This window comes from Streptomyces sp. NPDC001970 (assembly GCF_053594115.1).
This window is the reverse complement of record NZ_JBSFDW010000022.1, coordinates 18,631-44,368: the sequence shown is the minus strand read 5'-3', so window position 1 is coordinate 44,368 and position 25,738 is coordinate 18,631. Positions and strand designations below refer to the sequence as shown.

Here is a 25,738-nt window from a genome sequence, read left to right as displayed (position 1 = left end):
TGCCTTCGGGGGTGGAGGGTGCGTATGGTGGTAGATCGTTTGATCCCATTTGCCCGGCGCCACCACAGAAGCGCGCCGCGTGTGGCGCGTACTCTCCCTTGCCGTGGCTGACCGCATTGAGGCGGTCGAATTGCGAATCACGGAGTTTGGGCGCGTGCCGAGACTCCGGAAGGTTTCGCATTTCGCATGTCCATTTCCAGTTCTGACCGTGCCGTCCTGCCCCAGACCGACGAGATCGTCGACGTCGTCGAGGTCGAGGTCGAGGAGGCCGACACGGCCGCCGACGCCACTCCCGAGGTGACCTTCGGTGACCTCGGACTCCCCGAGGGCATCGTCCGCAAGCTCGCCCAGAACGGCGTCACCGTCCCGTTCCCGATCCAGGCCGCGACCATCCCGGACGCCCTGGCCGGCAAGGACATCCTCGGCCGTGGCCGTACCGGCTCCGGCAAGACCCTCTCCTTCGGTCTCCCGCTGCTCGCCACGCTGGCCGGCGGACACACGGAGAAGAAGAAGCCCCGCGGCGTCATCCTCACCCCCACGCGTGAGCTCGCGATGCAGGTCGCGGACGCGCTCCAGCCCTACGGCGACGTGCTCGGCCTCAAGATGAAGGTCGTCTGCGGCGGTACGTCCATGGGCAACCAGATCTACGCGCTCGAGCGCGGCGTCGACATCCTCGTCGCCACCCCGGGCCGACTGCGCGACATCATCAACCGCGGCGCCTGCTCGCTCGAGCAGATCCAGGTCGCGGTCCTCGACGAGGCCGACCAGATGGCCGACCTGGGCTTCCTGCCCGAGGTCACCGAGCTGCTCGACCAGATCCCGACCGGCGGCCAGCGGATGCTGTTCTCCGCGACGCTCGAGAACGAGATCGACACGCTCGTCAAGCGCTACCTGGTGAACCCGGTCAGCCACGAGGTCGACGCCGCCCAGGGCGCCGTCACCACGATGACCCACCATGTCCTCGTCGTGAAGCCGAAGGACAAGGCGCCCGTCACGGCCGCGATCGCCGCCCGCAAGGGCCGCACGATCATCTTCGTCCGTACGCAGCTGGGCGCCGACCGCATCGCCGAGCAGCTCGTCGACGCGGGTGTGAAGGCGGACGCGCTGCACGGCGGCATGACGCAGGGCGCCCGTACCCGCGTCCTCGCCGACTTCAAGGACGGTTACGTCAACGCGCTCGTCGCCACCGACGTCGCCGCCCGCGGCATCCACGTCGACGGCATCGACCTCGTCCTGAACGTGGACCCGGCCGGTGACCACAAGGACTACCTGCACCGCTCCGGCCGTACCGCCCGCGCCGGCCAGTCCGGCACGGTCGTCTCGCTGGCGCTCCCGCACCAGCGCCGCCAGATCTTCCGCCTGATGGAGGACGCGGGCGTCGACGCCTCGCGCCACATCGTCGGCGGGGCCGGCGCGTTCGACCCGGAGGTCGCCGAGATCACCGGCGCCCGTTCGCTGACCGAGGTCCAGGCCGACTCCGCGAACAACGCCGCCAAGCAGGCCGAGCGCGAGGCCGCCCAGCTCGCCAAGGAGCTGGAGCGCGTCCAGCGCCGTGCCGCCGAACTCCGCGAGGAGGCCGACCGCCTGGTCGCCCGCGCCGCGCGCGAGCGGGGCGAGGACCCGGAGGCCGCGGTCGCCGAGGTGACGGAGGCTGCCGAGGCGGAGGCCGTGGCTGCGACTGCCGTCGTGGCGGAGCCGGTGCGCGAGACCCGCGAGGAGCGTCCGTCGTACCGCGACGACCGGGGCAACTACGAGCGCCGTGACCGTCGTGACAACGACCAGGGCGGCTTCCGTCGCGACGACCGTCGTGACAACGACCGTGGCGGTTTCCGCCGCGACAACGACCGTCCGTCCGGTGGTTTCCGTCGCGACAACGACCGTCGCGACGACCGTCGTGACAACGACCGTGGCGGTTTCCGCCGGGACAACGACCGCCGGGACGGCGACCGCGGTGGGTTCCGCCGTGACGACCGCCCGTCGGGTGGTTTCCGTCGGGACAACGACCGTCGTGACGACCGCCGGGACGGCGACCGTGGCGGCTTCCGCCGTGACGACCGTCGCGACGACCGCGGTGGCCGTTCCTTCGAGCGCCGTGACAACGACCGTCCGTTCAACCGTGACCGCCGTGACGACCGCCCCTCGGGCGGCTTCCAGCGCCGCGACAACGACCGTGGCTTCGAGCGCCGTGACCACCGCGGTGGCAGCGACCGTCCGTTCAACCGTGACCGCCGTGACGACCGCCCCTCGGGCGGCGGCTTCCGCTCCGCCGGCCACGACCGCCCGTACGGCCGCCGGGACGACCACCGCGGCTCCGGCTCCGGCTCCGGCACCGGCTCGTTCGGCGGCGGCCGCCGTGACGACAAGCCGCGCTGGAAGCGCAACGGCTGACGCGCAACCGGACCCCGACGGGCCCGGACAGCACCGCGAGAGCGGTGCTGTCCGGGCCCGTTGCTATGATCCGCGCACTTGTGCGGGTGATCGGCGACGATCGGCGACGACTGGGGGGTCGGGCGCCTTCCCGCGCCCCTTTCGGGGCAGCTGGGGATTTTCTGGGGACCTTGGGGGGTCTTTTCTTGGCCAGACTTCGCGTGCGCCGTCGTGCGCTCGCTTCCGCACTCATCACCACCTGTATCGCGGCCGGCCTGCTGCCGGCGGCCGTCGGTACAGCCGCGGCGGAGACCGCCACACCAGAAGTGGTGCTGGACAATCCGAGCAGAACGACACCGCGGCCGGCACAGCTCCTCGCGGCAGGCGACACCGGCTTCCTCTACCGCCAGGGCGGGCGGGACAGCGAGGGCATGCTGTGGAGCACGTACGACGGCTCCACCACGGTCTCCGTCCGCGACGACAGTGGCGCCATCCACAAGGGGCCCTGGGCGGGGTCCGACTGCTACGACATCTACAGCTCCTGCCGCGACGGTGAGTTCGGCCGTGGGGGCGACGCCGTCGCGATGCCCGGGGATCCCTCGGCCGGCGATTTCCCCGTCACCCTGCGGGACATGGCGACCGGAGCGACCCGGCAGCTCGACAGTTACGATCTCGCCTACCAGGGGACCTTCGGGTCCGTGGTCGTCGCCGGCCACCACCGGGACACGTTCTCCCTGATGGACATCGTGGAGGGGGAAGAGCGGACCCGTCCCGTCACCGGCTTCCCGGACGCCGGTGACGGATCCGGCTACATCACCGTGACCACAGGTGACCGCGACGGAGTCGTCGTTCTGTACGCCGTCGCCGAGGGGGACTACCGCCTCGGCTACGTGGACTTCGCCACCGCGACCATGACCGAGGCGTTCACCGGCCTCGGCGACCTCGGTCAGTACGACGGAGAGCCGCCCGAGACGGTGCTGGACGACGAACGCATCGGCTGGTACGACACCGTTTCCTCCACCCTGCACCTCAAACAGCGGACGGCGCCGACCGCCCCGGAGACGACGCATGCCCTTGCCGGAGACGTCGCGTACGGCTCCGACGCGGCGCTCGTCGACGACTGGCTCGTACTCGCCGCGAAGAGTTCGGAGCCGGACGCCAGTGACCCCGTGAAGGCTCTGCCGCTCGACGGTGGTCCCGCAAAGACCCTGCTGGCCCGGTCCGGCCAGGGCGTCCAGCCCGCACCTGACGGCTCCGCCCTGGTCACCGGCGGCACGAGCGCGACGAACTGGTGGGCCTGGCGCATCAGGCAAGGCGGCGATGGTTCGCTCGGCCTCACCAAACTGCTGAAACTCGCGCCGTACGAGACCGCCAAGGGCTCCCTCGCCTTCAGCCGGGGCCACCTGCGCGTCGGTTACGAGTCCGGGAGCTCGCTCAAGACCAACTCCTGGAACCTGGGCACGACGGGCAAGCCCGTGCCCAAGGTCCCGGTCGCCGGACCCGGGGCAGCCTCCAAATGCCCGGTCAGCACACTCAAGTGCCGGGAGATCTGGGGCAACTACGCGACCGGCGGCGACGTCAAGCTGGAGCACCGGTACGAGGAGAACCTGGACTGGGCGGCCCCCATGGACGACGACGGGTCGTCCGGCGGCGGGCTCGAATTCCCCGCGGGCACCGCCGGCGGCAGGATCGTCGACGTGTCGGACGGCTACGTCGTCTACAACTCCGGCGGCTCCGCCCCCAAGCAGTACGTGGGCGAGCTCGGCCGGACCGTCCAGCTCACCGGTACTGTCCGGGCGGCAGCGCTCGCCGGGCCCGTGCTGTGGCGCCCGACGACCACGGCGGGGCAGCTCACCTCGTACGACCTGCGCACGTCGAAGACCACGAGCACGGTGACGGTGGGCGGCGCCTCGTGCGTGCCCAAGGAGCTGCAGGCCGCGGGCAAGTGGCTCTACTGGAGCTGCGGAAGTACCGGTCCCGCCGGGGTGTACGACACGGTGCGGAAGGCGTCGGTCGCGGTGGCCGCGGGCGATGTGCTGCTCGGCGACGGCTTCACCGTGCGGCACGACCACGCCTCCGGCACATTGCTGCTGACGGACGTGACGTCCGGTACGGCCCTCACCCGTGCCCTGGCCACCCTGCCCGCCACCGCCCTCACCATGGACCGCCGCTACCGCTGGGCCGTGGACGAGTACACCGGAATGGTGGCCTATGTCGGCGCGCTGGAGCAGGTGCACGTCGTCGGTGCCGTCGTCCGTCCGTCGACGCCGCCGACCGTGATCAGCTCGGAGGTGGAGGACGGGCTCTGGCTCCGTGAGCCCGGCCACACCACGTGGGAGGGGTCCTGGACGCTCTCGCGTCCCGCCGCCTCGTGGACCCTCACCATCAGGAACACGGCCGGGAAGGTGCTGCGCAAGCTGACCGGCACCGATGCGCGCGCCGAGATCTCCGTGTCCTGGAACGGCCGCACGGACTCGGGTGCGTACGCGCCCAACGGCCGGTTCAGCTGGTCCCTGGCCGCGGTCCCGGCGGGCGGCGGCACGAGCGCCGTGACGCTCGCCTCGGGGCGCGGCACGCTCGGCGACGGTGCGGCCGTGCACCGCGACTACTTCGGCGACCCAGGGCGTCCCGACGGCGTCGGTGACCTGCTGACACTCAGCTCCTCGGGCACGCTGTCGGTCCATTTCCCCACGGAGTTCGATCCGCAGGGCCTCTCCGGCAAGCTCTCGGGCAGCGGTTGGTCGACCTCCGCCGTCCCGGTGCCCGTCGGCGACCTGAACGGCGACCGGTGCAGTGACCTGCTCGTACGGCTCGGGTCCGAGCTGCGCGCGTACAAGCCGAAGTGCGGCGCGGCGCTGAAGCCGACGACGTCGTACACCTCCATCGGCACGGGCTGGAGCCAGTACAACGTGCTGACGTCGCCCGGCGACCTGACCGGTGACGGACGTCCGGATCTCGTCGCACGGCAGACGACGACCGGGGACATGTACCTGTACGCCGACGATGGCGCCGGCAAGCTGAAGTCGCGGGTCCGTATCGGCACGAACTGGAAGCTGTACCGGGCGATCTTCGGTGCCGGGGACCTCAACGGCGACGGCATCGGCGACCTGCTGGCGGTGGACGGGGCCAACTCGCTGTGGCGGTACGACGGCACGGCGGCGGGCACGGTGAAGCCCAGGGTGCTGGTGTTCGGCAACAACTGGGGCAAGAACCGCAACGCCTTCGTCGGCGTCGGGGACCTGACCGGTGACGGGAAGGCCGACCTGGTGTCCCGTAACACCGCCGGTGATCTGCTGCGCAACAGCGGGAACGGGGCCGGGTCCTTCGGGGCGACGGCGAGGATCGGGACCGGCTGGCAGGGGTACAAGGGGCTCTACTGACATCTGCGCCGCCGACGCCGCGTGCGAGGTGCGGAGGGTCGCGTGGCCCGTACGACGATTGTTGTCGTGCGGGCCACGCTTTGTTGTTTGAACGGGTTCGAAAATGTCTTCCGCTGCCTGCGCGGCCGCTGTTAGAGTCACCGCACTTGCATGGAGGGTTTGCGTTGGGGGCACGCGCCTTTCGCGGTGTCGACCGCGGCACATCGTGCCGCGTCCGGTGCGCTGTGGCGGTACAACGGGACCGGTGCGGGCACGTTCGCCGCCCGGGTGAAGATCGGCCCCGGCTGGCAGGCCTACAAGACCCTGCACTGACACGGCGCCTGCGAGCTCCGGTAACCCAGCGTGGCCCGTATGGCGACACAGTCGTCGTACTGGCCACGTTTCTTCTTTGAACGGGTTCGAAAGCGCTTCCGTTGTCTGTGGGACGGCTGTTAAAGTCAGCGCACTTGCATGGGGTAGGAGCTGGGGGCTTCTCATTTCGCCCGGACGTGATGTCGTCGGGGTACCTCTCCATGTCATTTCCGGGCTTTCTGGGGAGGGACCCGTATTGAGCCGTCGTATTCCGGTTCTGGCGCGCAGAGCACTTGCGATTGCCGTCGTAGCAGCATGCGCCGCTGTCACACCACTGGTTGCCATTCCCGCCGGGGCTGCGGAGGCGCTGCCGGCTGTGCTCACGATCCCCATGGAAAAGTCCCTGGATCCCAATGCGCGGAGGCTGCCTGTCGCGGGTGCGACCGGATTCCTTCGTGGCGACGACGACGGGGGCTACAACCTGGGTCTCCTACGCTGACGGATCGGCCCGATCCTTCGACCACAAGGGCGCCAGCCGGGTACTCGGCACCGGTACGGACACGGTGGCCCGCCTGCACAGTGAGAAGCAGCAGGTCGTTCTGCAGGACATGCGGGACGGGACGGAGCGGACCATCACCTTTCCTGTGGGCCAGGCGTTCAGCCACGTCGCTACGACGACTACTCGTACCTCTCCCAGCTGGGAGAGGTCACGGGTGACGGCAACGGCGACCTCCTGGGCAGGACCAAGGGCGGCACCCTCTACCGGTTCGTGAACCTCAACGTCGACTACGGCCGCCTGGACAAGGCGACCAAGGTCCAGCTCGGCACCGGCTGGAACATCTACAACCGCATCATCCCCGCCCGCGACATCTCCGGCGACGGAAACCCCGACGTCCTCACCCGCGACGGCTCCGGCGTCCTCTGGCTCCACCCCGGCACCGCCGACGGCAAGCTCGCCGCCCGCACCAAGATCGGCCCGGGCTGGGGCTCCTTCACCGCGCTCGCCGGCCGTGGCGACCTGTGCGGCGACGGCCGCTCCGACCTGCTGGCGCGGGACGCGGCCGGCGTCCTGTGGCTGTACCGGGGCAACGGCAAGGGCAGCTTCTCGCCCCGCACGAAGGGTAGTTACGGCTGGAACGCCTTCAACGCGATCGTCGCGAGCGGCGACATGGACGCCGACGGTCACCAGGACTTCATCGCACGTACGCCGACGGGCGCGGCGTACCTCTACAACGCGGACGACAAGGGAGTGTTCCCGGTCCGCAAGCAGCTCGCCATGACCCAGTGGAAGGGCTACGTCAGCATCGGCTGACGCCAACTACTCGCCTTTGATAAAGGAGTAAGACTTTGGGCAGACGCGCCCTCGTCCGCGGCGGCATCGCCGTCGCGGCAACGTTCAGCCTTGCCATCGCCCTCGCGCCGCTGGGCGTTGCGCCGGCCCTGGCTGCGGACCTGCCGCCGGAGGTGGTGATCCAGCAGTACGGCAAGGAGCACCTATTCAATGACTCGGTGAAGGTCGCAGGTGCCACCGGCTACCTGTACCTCGGCGAGAGCGCCCCGCGCCGGCAATGGCGCTCGTACGACGGCACGGTCGTCCGGGACTTCCCGCACATCAATCCGGGAGCGCCGAGGGTGGTCCGCCTGCCCGACGGCAGGGAGGTCATCGCCTACCACTCGGACTCGTTCGGCATCCAGCGGGTGTTCGACACGACAACCGGTACGACGACCGACAGCAAGCTCCCGGCAGGAGAGACGTTCCTCGGAGCGGTCGGCGCTCCGGAGGGCCTTCTCACGATCAGCGCGTACCAGGCGACCGAGTCGAGCAGCTCGGGGGTCCATCTGCTGACGCCTTCGAGCAGCGGCTGGTCGGCGCGGGCGGTGACCGGGCTGCCCGCGGATGCCCGCTCAGTCATCCTGCGTGCCGCCGATGGCCAGGGCGGTCTGCTCAGCTGGTATTCGGCTCTCGGCTCCACGCTTGGGTACGTGGACTTCGCCTCGGGGAAGATCGTATGGAGCACGGCGGCCTTGGGTTCGAACTGGGCCATGGACGAGTGGAACGTCGCCTGGGTGGCGGGCGGCACCGTCCATGTCCGCTCGCGTACCGAACCCGACGCCCCCGAGCGAACGGTGGCCTTGCCGGCCTCGTCGGCCGGCTCGCCAAATTTCCGTATCGCGCTGGGCGGTGACACCGTCTACGCCGTACGGACGTCGGCGAAGACGAACGACAGCATCGCCGAGCCGCTGTACGCGGCGGGTCTCGCGGACGGCTCCGGCGTCAAGGAACTGCTGCCGGACGCCTCCGACGTGATCCAGGCGAGCGACGGCGGAGTGATCGCGCTGGGTGGCGCGGAGGACGGCAATGACTGGGCGTTCCGCCGCATCGCACCCGGTTCCTCGACTCCGCAGACGATTCGCGCGGTCCCCAAGGCGAAGCCGGTGCGCTACGGGCTGAGCCTCGACCGCGGCGTGCTCCACGTGGCGGAGGGCGTGACGCCTCGGCCCGACGTCACCGCGAACGGCTACCTCCACAGGTACGACGTCGGCGTCGGCGTCGCACCGGTGGTGGGCGAGCACCGGGCCCGATACGCCATCCGGGCCACCGACTCCGGTCTCTTCGGCTCCGACGGGGAGCACGTGACCTATCTCGCCCGGCAGGGCGACGATGCGATCGAGTACCGGGTGCTGACCGGCCACCGAGACGGACGGCTCGTCGACGCCGGCGGTAGCTGGGCCATTTACGACAGCGGTACGCAGGACAAGCAGCTGATCCTCGACCTGTCGCGTGGAGTCACCAAGATCGAGCGGGACAGGGTGGCCGCGGCGGTCTACGGGGACACCCTGTGGAGCGCCACCGCGACGCCTGGCACTTTCACCTCGTACGACTTGGCAACCGGCGAGTATCTCGGGACCGTCGCCACCGACGCACCCTGCGTCCCGTCCGAGATCCAGGCGCTGCACCGCTGGCTGTACTGGTCGTGCGGCAGCGGCGGCCCGGCAGGCGTCTACGACCGTACGGCGAAGAAGTCCGTCCGAGTCGACGGCGGCGACGTCCTGCTCGGCGACGGCTTCACCGTGCGCCACGCGGACGGCGAGCTGCGACTGACCGCCATCACGTCGGGCACGGCGCACGCGCGCACGATCGCCGCGCTGCCGCACACCGGGAGCGACGGTCACGACCGGCGGGTGACCTGGACGGTCGACAAGTACCGGGGCCACATCGCGTACACGGACGCTGCGGGCGCGACCCATATCGCGCCGACCGGCGTCACCCCCTCGGCTCTCACGACCGTCCGGACGGTCACGCCGGCCTCGTCCTTCCGGCCCCGGACCAACGCATGGGGTGTGTGGTGGCCGACCACTGGTCCCATGGGTTCTGTGACCACCGAGATCCGGCGCAAGACCTCCGGCGCGCTGGTCAGTTCGGCGACGTACAGCCCCACGCGCTTCGGTGCCTCCCTCGGGTGGGGCGGCACGGACGCCCAGGGGAAGCTCTTGCCCTCGGGCGAGTACACCTGGACCCTCCGCGGCACCCCGGCCGACGGCAGGGGCGCGGACTTCGTCCAGTCCGGCACCTTCACGATGCTCCAGGGCAAGGCGGTCCGCCACGACTTCGGCCCCGACGGCATTCCGGACCTCTTCGCGACGAACAGCACGGGCACCCTGTACCAGCGCACCGGCAAGGCGGGTGGAAGCTTCGGCGAGGCGGGGGCCAACTACTCCGGCGGCTGGAAGAACATCACCGCACAGATGGCGTTCGGCGACCCGACGGACAACGGCTGCAACGACGTCCTGATGCGCACCTCGGCGGGCGAGCTCCGCCGCTACGAGGGCGGCTGCGAGATGAGCGCCCTGCAGTCGGGCTCCTCGTACACCTCGCTCGGCACCGGCTGGAACGTCCACAACGTGCTCACCTCGCCCGGTGACATCACCGGTGACGGGCTGCCCGACCTGGTCGCGCGTGCGGCGTCGACGGGTGACATGTGGCTGTACGCGGGCAAGGCGGACGGGCGGCTGAAGTCCGGGGTGAAGATCGGCACCAACTGGTCGGCGTACAAGAAGGTCGTCGGCGTCGGCGACCTGAACGGCGACGGCAACGGTGACCTGCTCCTGCAGGACGGCTCCAACGAGCTGTGGCGCCTCGACGGCCGCAGCAACGGCACGTTCAAGAGCCGCGTCCTCGTCTTCAAGGACTGGGGCGCCAACCGCGACACGATCGTCGGCATCGGCGATCTCTCGGGTGACGGCAAGGCGGATCTGGTCTCCCGCGACACGGCGGGCAACCTCTGGCGCAACGACGGCAACGGGGCGGGCTCTTTCGGCTCCTCCAAGCCGCTCGGCGGCGGCTGGCAGGCGTACAAGAGCATCTTCTGACGCTCCCGGGGCACCCGCCCCGACGCACGCCCCGGCACCCGCTCTGGTGTGCCCCCGGCTCCCCCGCCGGGGGCACACCGCCAATACCCGATCGGCTGGTCGGTGCGGTCCGGCTATGCTCAGGGGTGTTGTGCCGAGGGCCGTTAGCTCAATTGGCAGAGCAGCGGACTTTTAATCCGTTGGTTGTGGGTTCGAGTCCCACACGGCCTACGCCTCAGCCCCAGGTCAGACACCGTCTGGCGTGGGGCTGATCTTGTTCCGGAGGGCATATCGGGCGTCTGCTCGGCCGACGCTCGGCCGAAGTGCTAACGATCATGCGTCTAGGGGTGCACCCCACGTGTCCGGGCCGCCGCCTCGCCACTCGATCAGCGCGGGGTCATCCATGGTCGTATCCGCCTCGGGCAGACCAGCGCGGCGCAGGAACTCCACCACGTCGAGCAGGTGGAAAGCCACGCCGATGCGCCTGCCGTGGATCGTCACCGTCCGACCGCCGTCCGACGACAGCGCGTGCACGACCACGGGCGCCTCTTCCGCCATGCCCCAGCGTCCGCCCGTCCGGATCCGCGCGCATCCGGGGACATGAAGAAGCCCCGGCCGGCCGGGACGGTGGCTGACCGGGGCCGTTGGGTGGCTCTACGCCTGAGCGCGGACGAGCAGGGTGCCGACCGTCCGGTCCCCGGGCGGGGCCGGTAGCACCTCGGCAGTGGCGGTGAAGCCGTGCTCGGCCAGGATCTCGACCCAGCGGTCGGGCTTGTAGTCCCAGCGCTTCACGACGAGCGGGTCCTGATCCTCGGAGCGGTTGATGTACGCGGCCTGGCAGCCGTAGCAGCCCTCGATGGCTGGCCGGTGGGAGAAGGCGAACACACCGCCTGGGCGGAGCCGCTTGCGAACCAGGGGCAGCAGCACGTCGGGGTCGGTGAACCAGGCCGCGCCGAACACGGAGAACACGGCGTCGAACTCCTCGCCGGTCTGAGTGAGGTAGGTGACCGCCTCCGCGTGCTCCCACTCCAGGCTGGGCATGTAGCCCCAGTGGTCCTTGGCAATGGCGAGCTGGGCGGGGGAGACGTCGACACCGATCGCACAGGCGCCGAGGGTGGCCAGGTGGGCGAGGTTGCCTCCGGTGCCGCAGCCGAGCTCGAGCACGGCTGAGCCGAGGCTGATATCGAGGACCTCCGCGCCGGGGCCGTGGTCGGGGTACTGGGTCCAGTTGAACCAGGTGGTCTGGCCGGCGGCGTTCACCTGGCGGCGCTGCTTGCTGCTCTTCGCGTACACGTCCCACGCGATGGTGTCGGTCAACGTGCTGGCCTTTCACGCGGGCGGCCGCCCGGCAGGGGATTACCGGGCGGCCGCAAGGTGGGTTACGTCTTGGGGCTGTCGTGGCATCCGGCGTGGCACTGGCCGCACTCGGCCGATGTGGGCCACAGGTCGTGATCCACGGTGAGGCCTGCGGCGGTCATTGCGGCCACCGCATTACGCAGCGGCTCGCCCGTCTTGGAGTCGCGGCCGTCAGCCTCGGTCTCGTCGTCGGGTACGTGGTGGACGAACCGTCCGGCGACCCGCTCGCAGAAGGCGGCGTAGTCGACGGTGTGCAGGATGAACGTGTGCCAGCCGATGTCGACCAGCTTGCTCGGCACCAGCCGCTGTCCGGGGGTGTGCGCGCCGGCGGCGAGGAACGCGGCTGTCTGGGCGACGATGCGGCGGGCCATCGGCTCGCCGATGTCGGCGTGCTCCTTGGTGATGCGGGCGGTGAGCCGCTCCATCACCTCGGTCTCGACCAGGGTGGCCGGGTCGGTGGTGCCCACGGGACGCTCCAACGCGATGGTCATGCTTCCTCCTGTGTGGACGTGTCCTCGGTTGAGGACGTCGGCGTGACGTTCGGCGGGCAGTCGGCAGGGTTGGCGTGCACGATCAGGCGCACGTCGGCGGCTGACATCCGGGGCACCCAGGTGACGATGCCCTTCTCGGTACGGCGGCCGCAGGCGGCGCAGAAGCCCTCGTCGTACTCGGGCTCCTCGTCCCACATGGGGCTCATCGCGTCCCGCTCTCCTTGCCGAGGCAGCGCGCACAGGCGCATGCCGGGAAGGCGAGGGAGAACGCTGGCTGATCAGTGGCCGGGAGGACGCACTCCTTGACGGGGGTTCGTGCCTTCGTCTCGGGGTTGACCCGGTAAACGCTGATGGTCAGGCCGCGATGTGATGGGCCGTTACCTGTCGTCGTCACGGATTCACCATGACGTGACCACAGAGAGTTGCGCGGCGTCAGTGCAGGCGTCAAACCGACGACACACGGGGCGTCATTTCGGTGTCATCCCAGGGTGGTTGGGGCTACCTTGCTCTCATGGCCACACCGAACAGCGCACTGCGAGCAGTCCGCCTCGGCCTGCTCATGTCCCAAGACGACTTCGCCCGCGCCGTGCGAGATGCCGGCACCCGAGCGGGCCAGCCCAACGACGCCAACAAGCGACTCGTGCAACGCTGGGAATCCGGGGTGACCACCTCACCCCGCCCCGTCTACGCCCGCGCACTGGAATCCGTCACCGGCCTGCCCATAGAGTCCCTGGGCTTCGCCGCGGCGGCCGCTCGGGTCTCCGAGGACGGCCACGGCGGCCACGACGTCGAGGCGTCGACGAACGGCATCGCGCCCGCGGCCACCACCCCACAGGCCGAGCCGCAGAGCGCCCACCGGAACTACTCCGGGGTGTGGCTGTCCCGCTACGAGTACTTCTCCAGCGGCCGCGACTCGGCATACACCGGTCAGCACTACGTGGTCGTGCTCCAGCATGGCAACCGGCTCACCGTGCGCAGCCTGCCCGGCTCGTCCGACAGCCCGCTGACGATGGACCTGGAAGTCGACGGACACGTCGCCACCGGCACCTGGACGGAGCAGACCGCGACGGAGGGGTACTACCGGGGCGCCCGCTACCACGGGGCGATTCAGCTGCTCGTCGAGCCGACCGGGCGGCGCATGACCGGCAAGTGGGTGGGCTTCGGTAAGGAGTTCGACGTGAACACCGGCCCGTGGGAGCTTGTGTTCCAGGACGCGTCGACGAACAAGGCGACGCTTGAGGCGTACAACAAGCGGCCCGACGCCTGAGCCTGGACGCACGAAGGCGCCCCTGCCCGACCCCGTGAGGGATCAGGCGGGGGGCGCGGTGTTCAGCGGAGGAGGACTTGGGCGAGGATCCCGGCTCCGGCGCCAAGCACGGTGGCGCCGCCAGCGGCCGCCCATACCTTGCTTTCCAGGGCGCGGATGCGGGTCGCGTGGTCTTGCACGTCTTCCCGGATGTCCCGGTTGTCGTTGAGGACTGCGTCGAGCTTGGACTCCATGCGACCGAACGCCTTCGACAGCTCCCGCACCTCCTGGTAGGTCTGAGCCGGGCTGATGTACACGCCCGGGTCCGACGGCGTCACCGGCGACTCACAGTCTCAGTCACGCCCGGGCCCTCCGACCCCCCAGACGTTGCCACAGCGGTCAGGAGCGCGAGGGCCGCGGCGAGCCCGCCGACAGAGAACGCCTGGCCCCAGTCGACATCGAGGATCCCGAGCTGGTCCGCGCCGACGGCGCCGAGCGTGCCCTGCGCGAAGGTACGTACCCGCCTACAGCCGCTCGCCCTCGGCGGCGTCAAGGAAGGCGCCGAACTGTTCCGGCGTCCACACCATGGCGGCGGAGGGCTTCTCGCCGGTCGCCCGCCAGCGCGCCACGCGCTGCTCGGCCCACAGAAGCGGCTTCGGCCGCTTGCCGGACTCCAACTCGACGTGGGCTGCCGGGTTGAACGTGATGAGCTGCTGGCTGATCGCCGCGTTCAACGCTGCCCGGCAGTGGATCGGACGGCATGTGGTTTGCGTCGGTAAGCCTCTGAACTGGGGAAAGAGGGAGGCCCGGTGCCATGGATCAGCACCCGCCGTCACGATCTTGCCGGCCCTCTGGTGAAGCGGCGGTCGTCGGTTCGAACCTGAGAGGGGGCTCCAGTGCTCAGGACAGTGCGTCGCTGCCCTGGGCTTTCTCATGGCTGCGGGCTGTGTCGTCCGCAGGTCAGCGGCGGAGGGCTTCGGCGGGCTGGATCCGGCTGGCCCGCCAGGCGGGGTAGAGGCCGGCGACCAGGCCAGTGGCCAGGCCGATCACCGGAGCGGCGGCTACGGTGCCAGGGTGGACAACGGGCGTCCACTCGCGGGCGACCGCCACCGCGACCACGGTGATGGTGCCGAGGGAGGTGCCGATCAGGCCCCCGAGCCCACCGAGGGCACCGGATTCGGCGAGGAACTGGACGCTGATGTGCCGGCTGCGTGCGCCCAACGCCCGACGCAGACCGATCTCCGAGGTGCGCTCCAGCACGGCCACCAGCGTGGTGTTGGCGATGCCCACCGCACCGATGACGAGGCAGATCCCGGCCAGCAGCAGGAAGAGCTGGTTCAGGTCCGAGGTTACGTGCGAACGCAGGGTTTTGGGGTCGGGTGGGGGGACCGCCCGGAGGTATTCGGGATGGTCCGGACGGAGGGCTGTCGGTGCTTCCTGGGCGATCTGCTGGGCCGCACCGATTTCCGTGGCGATCAACATGGATGCGGCGGAGTCGGTCGGCACGCCCCAGAACCGTTCCGCGGTAGTACGCGGGACGATGACGGAGAGCAACAGGTCCGCCTTGCGTTCGACGTCTTCGACTATGCCGGTGACGGTGAACGGTTCGTCGCCGATGAAGATCGCCGGACGGGTTTCCAGGGTCGTGATGCCGAGGCGGGCGGCCGTGGCGGAGCCGATGACGGCCACGGGCTGGGCGCTGCCGGACAGGTAGTCGTCATAGATCCGCCCCTGGGACAGCCGGGGCGCCGCTGCCTTCAGGACTCCCGGGGACGCGGCGACCACATCGATCTTCGTGCCTTCGGCGCCGCGGCCGACGGGGGACGAGCGCACCGTGATGTCGCTGTCGAGCCGGACCGTCCAGTACACGCCGGCGTGCTCGACCCCGTTGAGTCTCTCGATGCGCTCATCCGCGTCCTGCGGAAAGGCCGGGCCGGCGAACTCGTCGCGCTCCCGTGCGATGTCCTCGACGGTCACTTCCGTCGCGGACAGGACGTTGAACCGGCCGTCGATCTGGGAGGACGTGGTTGCGGTCAGTCCGAGGATGGCGACAAACGTGCCCACACCCAGAACGGTGCCCAGAGCCGTCAGCGCGGACCGGGCCGGGCGCTGGAGCATTCCGGCGAGGGACTCCGACAGCATGTCGGGCCAGGTGAAGCACGATGGTTCGACGGGGCGCTCCGGGCGGGGCCGACGAGGGGCTCGCGCGAGTCCCCGAACTTTGACGAGTCCACGAATCTTCACGCGACCACCTGTTCCTGGAGCACGCCGTCCCGGATCGTCACTGTTCGCGCGCCGCGCGCGGCGGTCTGCGGATCATGAGTGATCACCACCACGGTCATTCCGTCCGCGTGCAGTTCGTCGAGGAGCGCCAGGATCGTGTTGGCGTTGTGCGTGTCCAGGTTTCCTGTCGGTTCGTCGCACAGCAGCAGCGAGGGCCTGGCCACCAGAGCCCGCGCAATCGCGACGCGCTGGCGCTCTCCGCCGGACAAGGTGGTGGGCACGGCGTCGACACGGTGCTCCAGGCCGACACGGACCAGTGCCTCGCGGGCGCGCTCCCGGCGTTCGGACCGTGGTACGCCGTTGTAGACCATGGCGAGGCAGACATTCTCGAGAGAGCTGCGGTGCGGCAGGAGATGGAAGGACTGGAAGACAAATCCGATCCGGCGGCCGCGAAGACTCGTACGGTCGCCGTCGCTCAGCGCCCCGGTGTCGGTCCCATCCAGCCGATACGTTCCGGCAGTCGGCACGTCCAGCAGTCCCACGATGTTGAGAAACGTGGACTTGCCAGATCCGGAGGGGCCGACCACGGTGACGAACTCACCGCGGCGGATGAGGAGATCACACGGTTTGAGGGCCTCCACCGGCGGTGGCCCGGGGTAAACCAGGCCCACGCGCCTCAGCTCGATCACCGGTGGGGCCGCCATGTCCTGGACCGGGGCCGACGCCGTGACCAGTGGCGCGGTCACGGAGTGGTCCGCAGATCGGCGCCCGTCACGACGCTGTCACCCTCGCTCAGCCCTCCGGAGCCCACCGGAACGACCTCCACATAGCCGTCACCGGTGGTCCCTGGGCGTACCTCCACCCGCCGGATCCCTCCGCCCGGGGTGACCACGTTGACGGTGGTCTTGCCGTCGGCTCCCGCCGAAATCGCGGTGATGGGTACAACGAGTGCCTTGCCGTCCGTCGACGCCGCTTCGATCGTCAAGCGGACATCCTGGCCCGCTAGTTTCGTGTCCAAGGGTTTGTCCGGCCGGACCACGAGGGCGTACCCCGGCCGGCCAGTGGCACCGCCCTCATCGCCCGCATCCTGGCCGGCGGCCTGGTCGCGGCCGGTGTCCATGCTCTCTGCGACCGAATGCACCTTCGCCGTGGCGGTGACGCCACTGAGCTCCGAGAGGATCTGCACCTTCTGGCCGACGCGTACCATGCCCTTCTGATGCTGTTGCAGAAGGCCTTCAACGACCAGGGCACCGGCGGACACCGTCATGACCGGACCTGACACGGGTGAGCCGACGCCAGCGGAGACGCTGTCCACGCGCGCCGGAAAGCCCTTCAGGAACACCACTTCACCGGCGGGCAGCATCGGGCCGTCGGCCGCCTGCGCCTCCGCCAGGGAGTTCTGTGCCTTGGCCAGGTCCTCTTCCGCCCGGTCAACAACCTTGCGGAGATCACTGCCCGAGGCCCCGCCCTTTCCTCCGTCACCGCCCGACCCTGCGGCGGAGGACCCCTGGCCCTGCGTCACGCCTTCCCGCAGCGCGTCACGGGCGTCCTCCAGAGCCCGTCGGGCTCCCGTCACGGACTCCTGCGCCGCCTTGACCGCAGCACCGCCGTCGGCCTGGGCCGGAAGGGGGTCGTAGCCGATCGAGGCGTAGAAGGCATTGAGCGCGGTCTTCGTGCCGGTGCCGAATCTTCCCGAGGTGTCGGATCCCGTGCCATGTCCCAGCTTCCCGAGCGCCTTCTGCAACTGGGCGACGTCGTCACCCTCGGCGCCCGGCTTGAGGTCCCGGTACACCGGCAACCCGCCTTCGAGTACGAACACGGGCCGTCCCGACACCTCCAACAGGGCGTCGCCCGCAGCGACTTCGTCCCGGGGGCCGACGACAAGTTTGGTCACCACGGGCGTGCCGGCTCCTTCGACGCCACTGACCGTGGGGCTGATCGCAACGGTCTGACCGGCAGTCACCGTGCCACGAAGAACCACCGTCTCGTGCAGCACACGGTGCTCGACCACGGCGGTCAGCACATCCGCGGGCGGTGGCCCGGCCTCCGCAGCGGCCTGCGCAGGTGACTTGATCACCATCGACGCGGCCACACCCGCCACTGCCGCAAGGGCGGCGCCCGCGGTCATCGCGGCCACCCACCTGCGTCGCCGCGACAAGCTGCCCCGGGTTGCTCCGGCCTCGTCGGCCGGTCCGGTGACCCTGAGTTCAGGGGACACGTTGCACTCCTCGTCGAAGGCGGTCTCTCGGGCTGCGGGCGGCCTGGGCATCCGCGTCAGCTGCGGCCGATGGCGTCGGCGGCATTGCGAAGCCGCGTTTCATTGGCCTTCCTCGCCGCTTCGAGGCCTTCCGCGTTCGCCTCGAGGGTGCGCTGCTGGTAGGCCGTTTCGACGGCCAGCCACACCCCGGCGAGATTGGTCTTGATCTTGCACTTCGCATCGGCCGTGGCGATCGCCCGCTCACTGTCCGTCGCAGTTCCGGACTCTCCCCACTCCGGATCGTTGTTCGCGTCCCAGGGACCCGCATAGGAGTAGCCGGCTTCGTCCATGCAGTCGCTCCACTTGGCGAACACCGCACGAACCTGCGGATCCCTCTCGGCCCTGGCCGCGTCCTGCATGACGAGTTGCTCGATGAACTCGTCGGGACCGGTGGCGGCCTTGTCCGCCTTCTGCTGACCGTTCAGCTTCGCCTTCTGGGAGATGACGCAGACGCCGGCAGCCTGCTGCGCCGCTGCCGAGTCGTCCTGGCCCGTTTCGCTTCCCTTGGCTCCCTTTCCGGTGGAGGCGGTTCCGTGGTAGCCGGTCCGGCTGCCTTCCTCCGGGTCGAGAAGGCCGTACCGCCGGCCGTTGCGAGTGCCGTCGCGCAGCGGAGGGCGCTTGGGTACGGCCCAGGTGAATCCCTGCTTCGTCATGCAGTCGCTCACCAGGACATCGAGAGCCTCCTCGATCTTCCGGGACTGCTGCGGGCTCAGCTGATAGGCATCGAGGGGGAACGTCAACTGCTCGGCGCTGGAGATGACGCTCACCTTGCCGATCGCTATCGGCTCACCGGCGGCACCCTGGCTCCCGTCTCCGCCCGCGGCCGCTGAGGTGCAGCCGGTCAGGAGGATCGCGGCCGAAGCGAGAATGCTCGCAGGCACGGACAACGGGAATCGGGAACTACGGCGTGCTGTATCGGCCACGATGATGACTTCCGTTCAGGGTTTCACGACGAGGTGGGGGATTCCGTTCCCGTCCTGACCGGGATCAGGACGGGAACGGAGGGGGAGCTCAGCGCTTAGAAGTCACACTGGGAGTAGCCCTGAACGCCGCCGTCGTTCCAGCAGTGCGAGCTGTACTGGTCGTTGTGGGGAACCGTGTTGGCGCGCCCGTAGACGCCGAGGGTGTACCAGTTCCCGCCGTAGTAGGAGTTGGTGAAGAAGCGCACCTTCCAGTTGGTGTCCCAACTGTCGAGCGACGAGGCTCTGTCATTGGTGCTCTCCTCAGGGAGGGACACCGTCCACGTGTTGTTGGAGTAGTTGGGATCGGCGTACTGGTGATCGATCCACGGACCGCCCAGGTACGAGTCCTTGTAAATGCACACTTCCTTGGCCTCGCACACCGAGTTGAACTGGGCGGCGCTTGCCGAACCGGTTCCGGTGAAGACCATCGCGGCAGCCGCCGCGCCGATGGTGGCCGTGCGCAGAGCGCGCGAGACTGCGATGTTCATATACCGCTCCATGTTTGCTGAGATCGCCTGTTTAGGGCACAGGCGTATATATGTGGGCATGTGATGGACCATCAGGACATGCAGAACAGAGCGGTATCGCCTGCCGGCTGCAGCCCCTCGGCTTGCCGGTCGGCGAGCTTCGCCCGGATGCTAGGGCAGAGATGATCTTCGGGCAAGTGTTCCACCCCTCCTCTTCAAGCCCCTTCGAGCTGGAGTTTTCTGTTTGGGTGACCACCTCGTGCCGGTTGCGGCGAGTAGAGGTGAGGGCGCGTTTGCGACTGCATTGAGCCGTGTGGCTGGCCGAAATGATGCGGTCGAGCAGGCTACGGGCGGCGCCGGTCGGTGCTCGTCGGTGGGGATCACCACATGCCGGTGGTCGCGCATGCAGGCGTGCCCCGTCCCGCCTTGGCGTTCGCGCAGCTCGCAACACGACGTGGTTACGCCCCGCGAGGGTCCGCCCCACGCGGGCGGGGTGCTTCAGTGCCGGCCGGAAATCTTGTCTGCGAGGGTGGCGATGCGGTCGGTCCGGGTGGTGCCGGCGGTGAGTTCGCGGCGGTCGGCGGTGCGGCGCTGGGCGTACATGTAGGTGAGCAGTTGAGGAAGGGCACGGCCTTTGTGAGGTGGTACTCCGTCCACAGTCCGCTGTGTCCGCCGCCGACGATGCACACGTCGGCTGTGGTGTCCCCGGGCACGGGCTCGCGGGAGGCGGTGCGGATCCTGGCGGAGTGGCCGGCGCGGCTGACGGCGGTGCCCGCGCCGGAGGGGATGCGGAGCCTCGGTGACACTCTTCCGACCTCATGCCAGGCGAGCTGAAGGGCGAGGGGCATCGAAACGGCAGATCTGCACGGGATGCGTGAGCGATGCGTGAGCGGACTGCGCAACACACGCCGTCGCGAACGGGACCCGGCGTCCCTGGCTCCGGCTCGGGGGCGCCGTCCTTCCTGCAGGCGAGGGCGTCTGGGTCGCCCTTGGCGGGCTGCCGGCTGTAGCCGGTCGGGCACGCCTGCCCGTCCCTGTCATCCTCCTCGGGGCCTTGCTCCCCTCTAGGTCCGGCCGGCCCGAGGTTCGCCCTGCGGCCCGGGAGGACCAGCGGGACCGGCCGCACCGTCGGAGCCGCCCGTACCCGGGACGCTGCCCTGGCCGACACCGTCGGGCGCCGGGCGATCCTGACGGGCGTCCCTGTCGCCGACGCGGCGCGTCGGCGTGGACACCGTGACGCCGCCGGACCCGGCCCGTCCGCCAGGTCCACCGCCGTTTCCCCCACCGGTCACCCGGCCACCCGGCCACCCGGTCACCCAGTCACCCGGCCACCCGGTCGCCTCGCCCCCGTCAGGCCGGCGCGAGTCGACATGAGGAGCGGGCGCCCTCTGTGCCTAGATGCATTAATTATTTGCCTAATGCCTTTAGGGAAGCTTAGCGTCGGAGGCATGAAGGCACTGACCGAACAGGACATCCGCGCGTCGTTCGTCAACTGCTCGAAGGGTGAGGCCAAACGGCTGGCCGTCCCGCGCGATCTCGCCGAGCAGCCCTGGGGCGACCTCGACTTCCTGGGGTGGCGTGATCCCGCCGCGCCCGACCGGAGCTATGTCGTAGCCGAGCGGGACGGCCGGATCGTCGGGGTGTCCCTGCGCTTCCCGTCCCGGCAGCGCGGCCATCTGCACCGCAGCATGTGCTCCCTGTGTCTGACGACCCACCCGGGAGGCGGCGTCTCGCTCATGGCCGCCCGCAGGACCGGCCAGGCGGGCCGCGACGGGAACTCCGTCGGCCTCTACATGTGCACCGACCTCGACTGCTCCCTCTATGTACGCGGCAAGAAGCAGTCGGTGCCCGGCGGGCGCCTCCAGGAGTCGCTCACAGTGGAGGAGCAGATCGAGCGCACCAGGGGGAATCTCCATGCGTTCCTCGATCGGCTGTGACCCGACGTGATCCGACAAGGTGCATCGGGTGCCAGTCGCGGGAAAACTGGACTTATGACTAGCAAGGCACTCCTGGAGGGTGGCCCGGAGGATCTGTCAGGACAGATCGTGCCGATCACCCCTCCCGGACAGGAGCTGAAGATTCCGCACCGCGGCGGGTACGAGCACTTCAAGGTCACGTCGCGCCATGAGGACAGCCCGGAGGGGCGGCTGCCCGTGTACGAATGGTGGGAGCGCACGGAAGTCGCCGAGTAGGCCCCGCGGCCCGCGGGACGTGGACGTGAGGGACCCGGTCGGGCGCCCGGTACAGGCCGGGCCCTGCCGGTGTGATGGGGGTTGTCCTGAGCTGCCCGGCAGCCGCACAGGAGCCGCCCGGGGCACCCCGCGACCGTAAATGGAGTGGATCTTGCTCCTGATGGCGTAAGGTGGTGTTCACCGACGCGGGGTGGAGCAGCTCGGTAGCTCGCTGGGCTCATAACCCAGAGGTCGCAGGTTCAAATCCTGTCCCCGCTACTCAAGGCCGAAGGCCCGGATCCTGATGGATCCGGGCCTTCGGTGCGTCTGGGTCCGGCCGCGCCGGGCACAGCCCTCTCGCCGCTTGACCTTTACGTAACGTCAAGTTCTAGCGTGAAGGGCATGGAGTGGTCGATCCAGGAAATCGCCAGGAAAGCCGGTACGACGAGCCGCACGCTCAGGCACTACGGGGAGCTGGGGCTGCTCGTGCCGAGCCGGATCGGCAGCAACGGCTACCGCTACTACGACCAGGACGCCCTGATCCGGCTGCAGCGCATTCTGCTGCTCCGCGAGCTGGGGCTCGGGCTGCCGGCGATCGCGCAGGTCCTGGAAGGACAGCGGGACACGGCCGCCGCCCTGCGCACCCATCTGAGGCTGCTGGAGCAGGAGCGGGAGCGCATCGGGCGGCAGATCGCCTCGGTGCGGACCACTCTCGACCGCACGGAGAGAGGAGAGGAACTCATGGCGGAAGAAGTCTTCGACGGCTTCGATCACACCCAGTACGAGGAGGAGGTCACCGAGCGCTGGGGCCGAGACGCATACGAGAAGGGCGACCGCTGGTGGCGTTCGCTCAGCGCCCAGGAGAAGCAGGCCTTCCAGGACCGGCAGGCCGGGATCGCCCGTGACTTCGGCCAGGCGCTCAAGGACGGGCTCGCAGCGGACAGCGACGAGGTGCAGGCGATCGCGCAGCGGCATTTCGAGTGGCTGTCGGTGACGGTCGCGCCGACGAAGTCGTACGTCATCGGGCTCGGCGAGATGTACGTCGCCGACCCGCGCTTCGCGGCGAACTACGACCGGTACGGCGAGGGCGCGGCGGCGTTCGTTCGCGACGCGATGAAGGTGTACGCGGAGCACAACCTCAGCGACGACTAGCAACGGCCGGCGCGGACTGCCGCGCAGTCCCACGCAGTCCCACGCAGGCCCACGAAGGCCGCGAAGGCCCGCGACAGGCCGCGACGGGTGACGGCGGACGACGGCCGCGCCCGACCGAGACCCGTTGTTCCTGAGGTCACCAGGAGGGCCCCCTGGTGGCCGGCGGCCCGGGCCGTCCGCCCGGTGGACGTGGGACCCCGGACGCAGACCCGGGAGCTAGCCCGGTTGGCCGACGGCGATTCGCTGCGCGGCGCGGCTCCGGCCAGCCTGGGTGGGGCACGGTAGGTCCGCCCCGTGGGCGGACCGGGCAGGAGACCATTGGTGGGGCAGCGAACAGGCGACAGCGACGACGGCATCGGCGATGACGGCGCCGCGCCGCGCCGGGACGGCGGCCGCCGGATCGTCCGGGTGCTGCCCGTGGTGCTGATCGTCGGCGGGATCTTCTACGATCTGGCCACCCCCGCGACGTACACCGCATCGCCCCTCTTCGCCGCGTCGCCGCTGGTGGCCGCCCCCTTCTTCACCCCGCTGTACACCCTGCTGGTCGGCATCGGTGCTGTCGCGGCCGTGCTGGGGCTGCGGTCGTACAACGGCACGCTCGGCCAGATCCCGTCGGTGACCGAGCTGCTGACCGTGTTCACCGTCGCCGTGCTGGCTCTCTACCTCAACCGGGTCGTACACCAGGGCAGCGAGCGCCTGGCCTCCGCGCGCGAGATCGCGGAGGCCGCCCAGCGGGCGGTGCTGCCCTCGCCCGCCGAGCGGATCGGCGGGCTGCAGATCGCCGCGCGGTACGAGGCGGCGCGTGCGGACGCGTTCATCGGCGGGGACCTTTTCGCCGCGCAGGACACTCCGTACGGGGTGCGGCTGGTGGTCGGGGATGTACGGGGGAAGGGGCTGAACGCGGTCGGGGCGGTAGCCATCGCGCTGGGGGCGTTCCGGGAGGCGGCCGAGCAGGAGCCCTCCCTGGAGGGGGTCGCGCAGCGGCTGGAGCGGGCGCTGAAGAGAGGTGGCACGCGGCGCTCGGAGCCCGACGTGTTCGAGGGGTTCACCACGGCCCTGCTCGCCGAGATCCCGCGCGGCGACGGGCGGGTGCGGGTGGTCAACCGGGGCCATCCGCCGCCGCTCGTGCTGCACGAGGACGGCGTGCTGGACGTACTGGAGCCGAGCGAGCCGGCGCTACCGCTCGGCATGGGCGATCTCGGGACCTGGCCGGACCGGGTGGACGAGGCGGTGTTTCCGGCCGGGGCCACGCTGCTGCTCTACACGGACGGGTTGTCCGAGGCGCGTGACGCGCACGGCACCTTCTACGATCCGCGCGAGCGGCTGAGCGGCCGGATCTTCCCCGGCCCCGAGGAACTGCTGGACGCGGTGGTCGCCGACGTGCAGCGGCACACGAACGGCGGGTCGGCGGACGACATGGCGCTGCTGGCGGTCAGCCGGCCGGGGGAGCGGCAGCCGGAGCGGCGCCGCACGATGCCGGTGGTTCCCTGAATCGCCCACGGTTCCTCCGATCGCGACGGAACGTAATCGAAAGGGAGCCCTCCGCATAACATTTGATGCACCGTCAGAAATTGTGGGGTAGGTGAGGTGGAGTCAACTCGCCCGATTCCCCCCTCTTGCGCACGGAAAGTCCAGGGCAAAGTCGTTAACGATCAGTGGGAACGGCTTGGAATACGGCCCCGGTGTCTATTAACGTTCGATAACGCAGCGCGGTCGTCCCAGCCGTCGCAAGAGACGGCACCGTGCGCACGCGCCGAATTCCGCAAGGGAACCGGGGAACCACCAATTGGGGTGAATCGGGCACTTTATGGTGCTCGTAGGAGACCTTCCTGCTCCGAACCCGTCAGCTAACCCGGTAGGCGAGAAGGAAGGAAAGGAGCACGCCTCCGTGGCGTCCAACGAGCCTGCCCTCCAAGAGCCTCCCACCACCGAATGGTTCCCTGCCGGCGAGTGGGTCCCCACCGCCGGCGCGGAGGAGTGGAACCCGACCGAGGAGTCCGTCCGCCCGGTCCGAGGCAGGCACCGCGTCGTCAAGCAGCGCAACGGACTCGCCCGGAGCTCCACCGTCCTCGGAGTCGGCGTCATCGCCGCGGTCGGCGCCGGCGGCATGGCCACCGCGCAGGACAAGCCCGCCGTCTCCATATCCCTGCCCGACACCATCACGGACAACCTCCCGGACGCCAAGTCGCTGCCGGGCGTGGGCTCCCTGATGTCGGACGAGTCCGACGAGCAGGACGGCAACGGGAACGCGGCGCCGCTCACGGCGCTCTCCGTCGCCGACACGTCGTCCGCCACGGACGGCGGGGAGAACGTGGCCGGCGCGGGCGAGGCACTGCGCGCCCGCATCCTCCAGCAGGCCGAGCAGCAGCAGGCCGAGGCCGACGCCGAGGCGAAGGCTGCCGCGGAGAAGGCCGCCGCCGAGAAGGCGGCCGCCGAGGCGAAGGCCCAGCAGACCGAGGCCGAGGCCGAGGCCGCGGAGGCGAAGCGGCTGGCCGAGGAGGAGGCTGCGCGCAAGGCGGAGGCCGAGCGGCTCGCCAAGCTCGCCGCGAGCTACTCCCTGCCGACGTCCTCTTACACGATCACCTCGACCTTCGGCCAGGCCGGCTCCATGTGGTCCTCCGGCTACCACACCGGCCTCGACTTCGCGGCGCCCACGGGTACGCCGGCGAAGGCCGTGCACGGAGGCACCGTCAAGTCGGCGGGCTGGTCCGGGTCCTACGGCTACCGCGTGGTGCTGGAGCTCGAGGACGGCACCGAGATCTGGTACGCGCATCTGTCCTCGATGACCGTGTCCGCCGGACAGACGGTCACCACCGGCGAGACGATCGGCCGAGTCGGCGCCACCGGCAATGTCACCGGACCGCATCTGCACCTCGAGGTGCACACCGCGGGCGGCACCGGGATCGACCCGGCGGCGTGGCTGCGCGACAAGGGCCAGAGCATCTGATTCACCGCTTCGGCGGTTCGGCGCTTCGACGGTTCGTGATGCGTCGAAGCGCCGATGCCCCGATGCGTCGTACCACTC

General features: G+C 69.7%; 23 protein-coding genes, 2 tRNA genes, 1 pseudogene and 1 riboswitch. Of the genes and pseudogenes, 13 read left to right on the top strand and 13 right to left on the bottom strand.

The genetic code is table 11. From position 1 onward, the window contains the following. Positions 1 to 186 precede the first annotated feature (186 nt). The 6 genes from ACWCP0_RS24895 to ACWCP0_RS24870 all read left to right on the top strand — a co-directional run bounded on the left by ACWCP0_RS24895 (position 187) and on the right by ACWCP0_RS24870 (position 10,619). Complete coding sequence (locus ACWCP0_RS24895) at positions 187 to 2,388, top strand: DEAD/DEAH box helicase (RefSeq protein WP_451081012.1); 2,202 nt, start codon at positions 187 to 189, stop codon at positions 2,386 to 2,388. Between the two features lie 185 nt (positions 2,389 to 2,573). Further along, positions 2,574 to 5,747, top strand: coding sequence for an FG-GAP-like repeat-containing protein (locus ACWCP0_RS24890; protein WP_451081011.1), 3,174 nt, complete (start codon positions 2,574 to 2,576; stop codon positions 5,745 to 5,747). 150 nt (positions 5,748 to 5,897) lie between these two features. After that, entirely contained in the window at positions 5,898 to 6,059 is a 162-nt protein-coding gene (locus tag ACWCP0_RS24885; RefSeq protein WP_451081010.1) for a hypothetical protein, read from the top strand. Between the two features lie 748 nt (positions 6,060 to 6,807). Further along, the gene (locus ACWCP0_RS24880) at positions 6,808 to 7,350 is read left to right on the top strand and encodes an FG-GAP repeat domain-containing protein (RefSeq protein ID WP_451081009.1); all 543 of its coding nucleotides are present in this window, start codon (positions 6,808 to 6,810) and stop codon (positions 7,348 to 7,350) included. Between the two features lie 35 nt (positions 7,351 to 7,385). Continuing rightward, positions 7,386 to 10,409: an FG-GAP repeat domain-containing protein gene (locus ACWCP0_RS24875; RefSeq protein WP_451081008.1), complete on the top strand. Its 3,024-nt coding sequence runs from the start codon at positions 7,386 to 7,388 to the stop codon at positions 10,407 to 10,409. Positions 10,410 to 10,546: 137 nt separating this feature from the next. Then, a tRNA-Lys gene (locus ACWCP0_RS24870) sits at positions 10,547 to 10,619 on the top strand. Positions 10,620 to 10,721: 102 nt separating this feature from the next. Here the strand turns inward: ACWCP0_RS24870 and ACWCP0_RS24865 are convergent. The 4 genes from ACWCP0_RS24865 to ACWCP0_RS24850 form a co-directional block, all read right to left on the bottom strand. After that, positions 10,722 to 10,946, bottom strand: a complete 225-nt coding sequence (locus ACWCP0_RS24865) for a hypothetical protein (protein ID WP_451081007.1) — start codon at positions 10,944 to 10,946, stop codon at positions 10,722 to 10,724. 96 nt (positions 10,947 to 11,042) lie between these two features. Further along, positions 11,043 to 11,705 carry a class I SAM-dependent methyltransferase gene (locus ACWCP0_RS24860; RefSeq protein ID WP_451081006.1) on the bottom strand — a complete coding sequence of 221 codons (663 nt, stop codon included), beginning with the start codon at positions 11,703 to 11,705 and terminating at the stop codon, positions 11,043 to 11,045. Positions 11,706 to 11,767: 62 nt separating this feature from the next. Beyond that, complete coding sequence (locus ACWCP0_RS24855) at positions 11,768 to 12,235, bottom strand: glycine-rich domain-containing protein (RefSeq protein WP_451081005.1); 468 nt, start codon at positions 12,233 to 12,235, stop codon at positions 11,768 to 11,770. Next, a complete protein-coding gene (locus tag ACWCP0_RS24850) occupies positions 12,232 to 12,441 on the bottom strand; it encodes a hypothetical protein (RefSeq protein WP_451081004.1) in 210 nt (69 codons plus the stop codon). The genes ACWCP0_RS24855 and ACWCP0_RS24850 overlap by 4 nt, the downstream gene beginning before the upstream one ends. A 305-nt stretch (positions 12,442 to 12,746) precedes the next feature. Here ACWCP0_RS24850 and ACWCP0_RS24845 point away from each other — a divergent pair, with 305 nt between their 5' ends. Next, positions 12,747 to 13,502 (top strand): XRE family transcriptional regulator, encoded by a 756-nt coding sequence (locus ACWCP0_RS24845; protein WP_451081003.1) that lies wholly within the window; start codon positions 12,747 to 12,749, stop codon positions 13,500 to 13,502. Positions 13,503 to 13,564: 62 nt separating this feature from the next. Here the strand turns inward: ACWCP0_RS24845 and ACWCP0_RS24840 are convergent, their stop codons facing one another. The 9 genes and pseudogenes from ACWCP0_RS24840 to ACWCP0_RS24800 all read right to left on the bottom strand — a co-directional run bounded on the left by ACWCP0_RS24840 (position 13,565) and on the right by ACWCP0_RS24800 (position 20,047). Continuing rightward, positions 13,565 to 13,798: a hypothetical protein gene (locus ACWCP0_RS24840; protein ID WP_451081002.1), complete on the bottom strand. Its 234-nt coding sequence runs from the start codon at positions 13,796 to 13,798 to the stop codon at positions 13,565 to 13,567. A 17-nt stretch (positions 13,799 to 13,815) separates the two neighbouring features. After that, positions 13,816 to 14,034 (bottom strand): holin, encoded by a 219-nt coding sequence (locus ACWCP0_RS24835; RefSeq protein WP_451081001.1) that lies wholly within the window; start codon positions 14,032 to 14,034, stop codon positions 13,816 to 13,818. Then, positions 14,009 to 14,224, bottom strand: a pseudogene (locus tag ACWCP0_RS24830) (site-specific integrase); the annotation flags it as partial. The pseudogene ACWCP0_RS24830 and the gene ACWCP0_RS24835, both read right to left, overlap by 26 nt. A gap of 217 nt (positions 14,225 to 14,441) precedes the next feature. Next, the gene (locus ACWCP0_RS24825) at positions 14,442 to 15,623 is read right to left on the bottom strand and encodes an ABC transporter permease (RefSeq protein ID WP_451081000.1); all 1,182 of its coding nucleotides are present in this window, start codon (positions 15,621 to 15,623) and stop codon (positions 14,442 to 14,444) included. A 98-nt stretch (positions 15,624 to 15,721) separates the two neighbouring features. Further along, entirely contained in the window at positions 15,722 to 16,408 is a 687-nt protein-coding gene (locus tag ACWCP0_RS24820; RefSeq protein WP_451081096.1) for an ABC transporter ATP-binding protein, read from the bottom strand. 38 nt (positions 16,409 to 16,446) lie between these two features. After that, a complete protein-coding gene (locus ACWCP0_RS24815; protein WP_451080999.1) occupies positions 16,447 to 17,922 on the bottom strand; it encodes a peptidoglycan-binding protein in 1,476 nt (491 codons plus the stop codon). Positions 17,923 to 17,978: 56 nt separating this feature from the next. Further along, positions 17,979 to 18,842, bottom strand: coding sequence for a hypothetical protein (locus tag ACWCP0_RS24810; protein WP_451080998.1), 864 nt, complete (start codon positions 18,840 to 18,842; stop codon positions 17,979 to 17,981). A gap of 137 nt (positions 18,843 to 18,979) precedes the next feature. Beyond that, the gene (locus ACWCP0_RS24805) at positions 18,980 to 19,411 is read right to left on the bottom strand and encodes a peptidase inhibitor family I36 protein (RefSeq protein ID WP_451080997.1); all 432 of its coding nucleotides are present in this window, start codon (positions 19,409 to 19,411) and stop codon (positions 18,980 to 18,982) included. Between the two features lie 477 nt (positions 19,412 to 19,888). Next, complete coding sequence (locus ACWCP0_RS24800) at positions 19,889 to 20,047, bottom strand: hypothetical protein (protein WP_451081101.1); 159 nt, start codon at positions 20,045 to 20,047, stop codon at positions 19,889 to 19,891. A 791-nt stretch (positions 20,048 to 20,838) separates the two neighbouring features. Between ACWCP0_RS24800 and ACWCP0_RS24795 the strand changes: the two genes are divergently transcribed. The 6 genes from ACWCP0_RS24795 (at position 20,839) to ACWCP0_RS24770 (ending at position 25,660) form a co-directional block, all read left to right on the top strand. Continuing rightward, positions 20,839 to 21,327, top strand: coding sequence for an FBP domain-containing protein (locus ACWCP0_RS24795; RefSeq protein ID WP_451080996.1), 489 nt, complete (start codon positions 20,839 to 20,841; stop codon positions 21,325 to 21,327). A 54-nt stretch (positions 21,328 to 21,381) separates the two neighbouring features. Beyond that, a complete protein-coding gene (locus ACWCP0_RS24790; RefSeq protein ID WP_351231212.1) occupies positions 21,382 to 21,582 on the top strand; it encodes a DUF5988 family protein in 201 nt (66 codons plus the stop codon). A gap of 184 nt (positions 21,583 to 21,766) precedes the next feature. Then, positions 21,767 to 21,840 (top strand) — tRNA-Met (locus ACWCP0_RS24785). A 123-nt stretch (positions 21,841 to 21,963) separates the two neighbouring features. Further along, positions 21,964 to 22,713 (top strand): MerR family transcriptional regulator, encoded by a 750-nt coding sequence (locus tag ACWCP0_RS24780; RefSeq protein ID WP_451080995.1) that lies wholly within the window; start codon positions 21,964 to 21,966, stop codon positions 22,711 to 22,713. A gap of 321 nt (positions 22,714 to 23,034) precedes the next feature. Continuing rightward, positions 23,035 to 24,204, top strand: a complete 1,170-nt coding sequence (locus tag ACWCP0_RS24775; protein ID WP_451080994.1) for a PP2C family protein-serine/threonine phosphatase — start codon at positions 23,035 to 23,037, stop codon at positions 24,202 to 24,204. Between the two features lie 250 nt (positions 24,205 to 24,454). Further along, positions 24,455 to 24,590, top strand: a riboswitch (cyclic di-AMP (ydaO/yuaA leader). A gap of 11 nt (positions 24,591 to 24,601) precedes the next feature. Continuing rightward, on the top strand, positions 24,602 to 25,660 hold the full coding sequence (locus ACWCP0_RS24770) for a M23 family metallopeptidase (RefSeq protein ID WP_451080993.1): 1,059 nt from the start codon (positions 24,602 to 24,604) through the stop codon (positions 25,658 to 25,660). Positions 25,661 to 25,738: the final 78 nt, after the last annotated feature.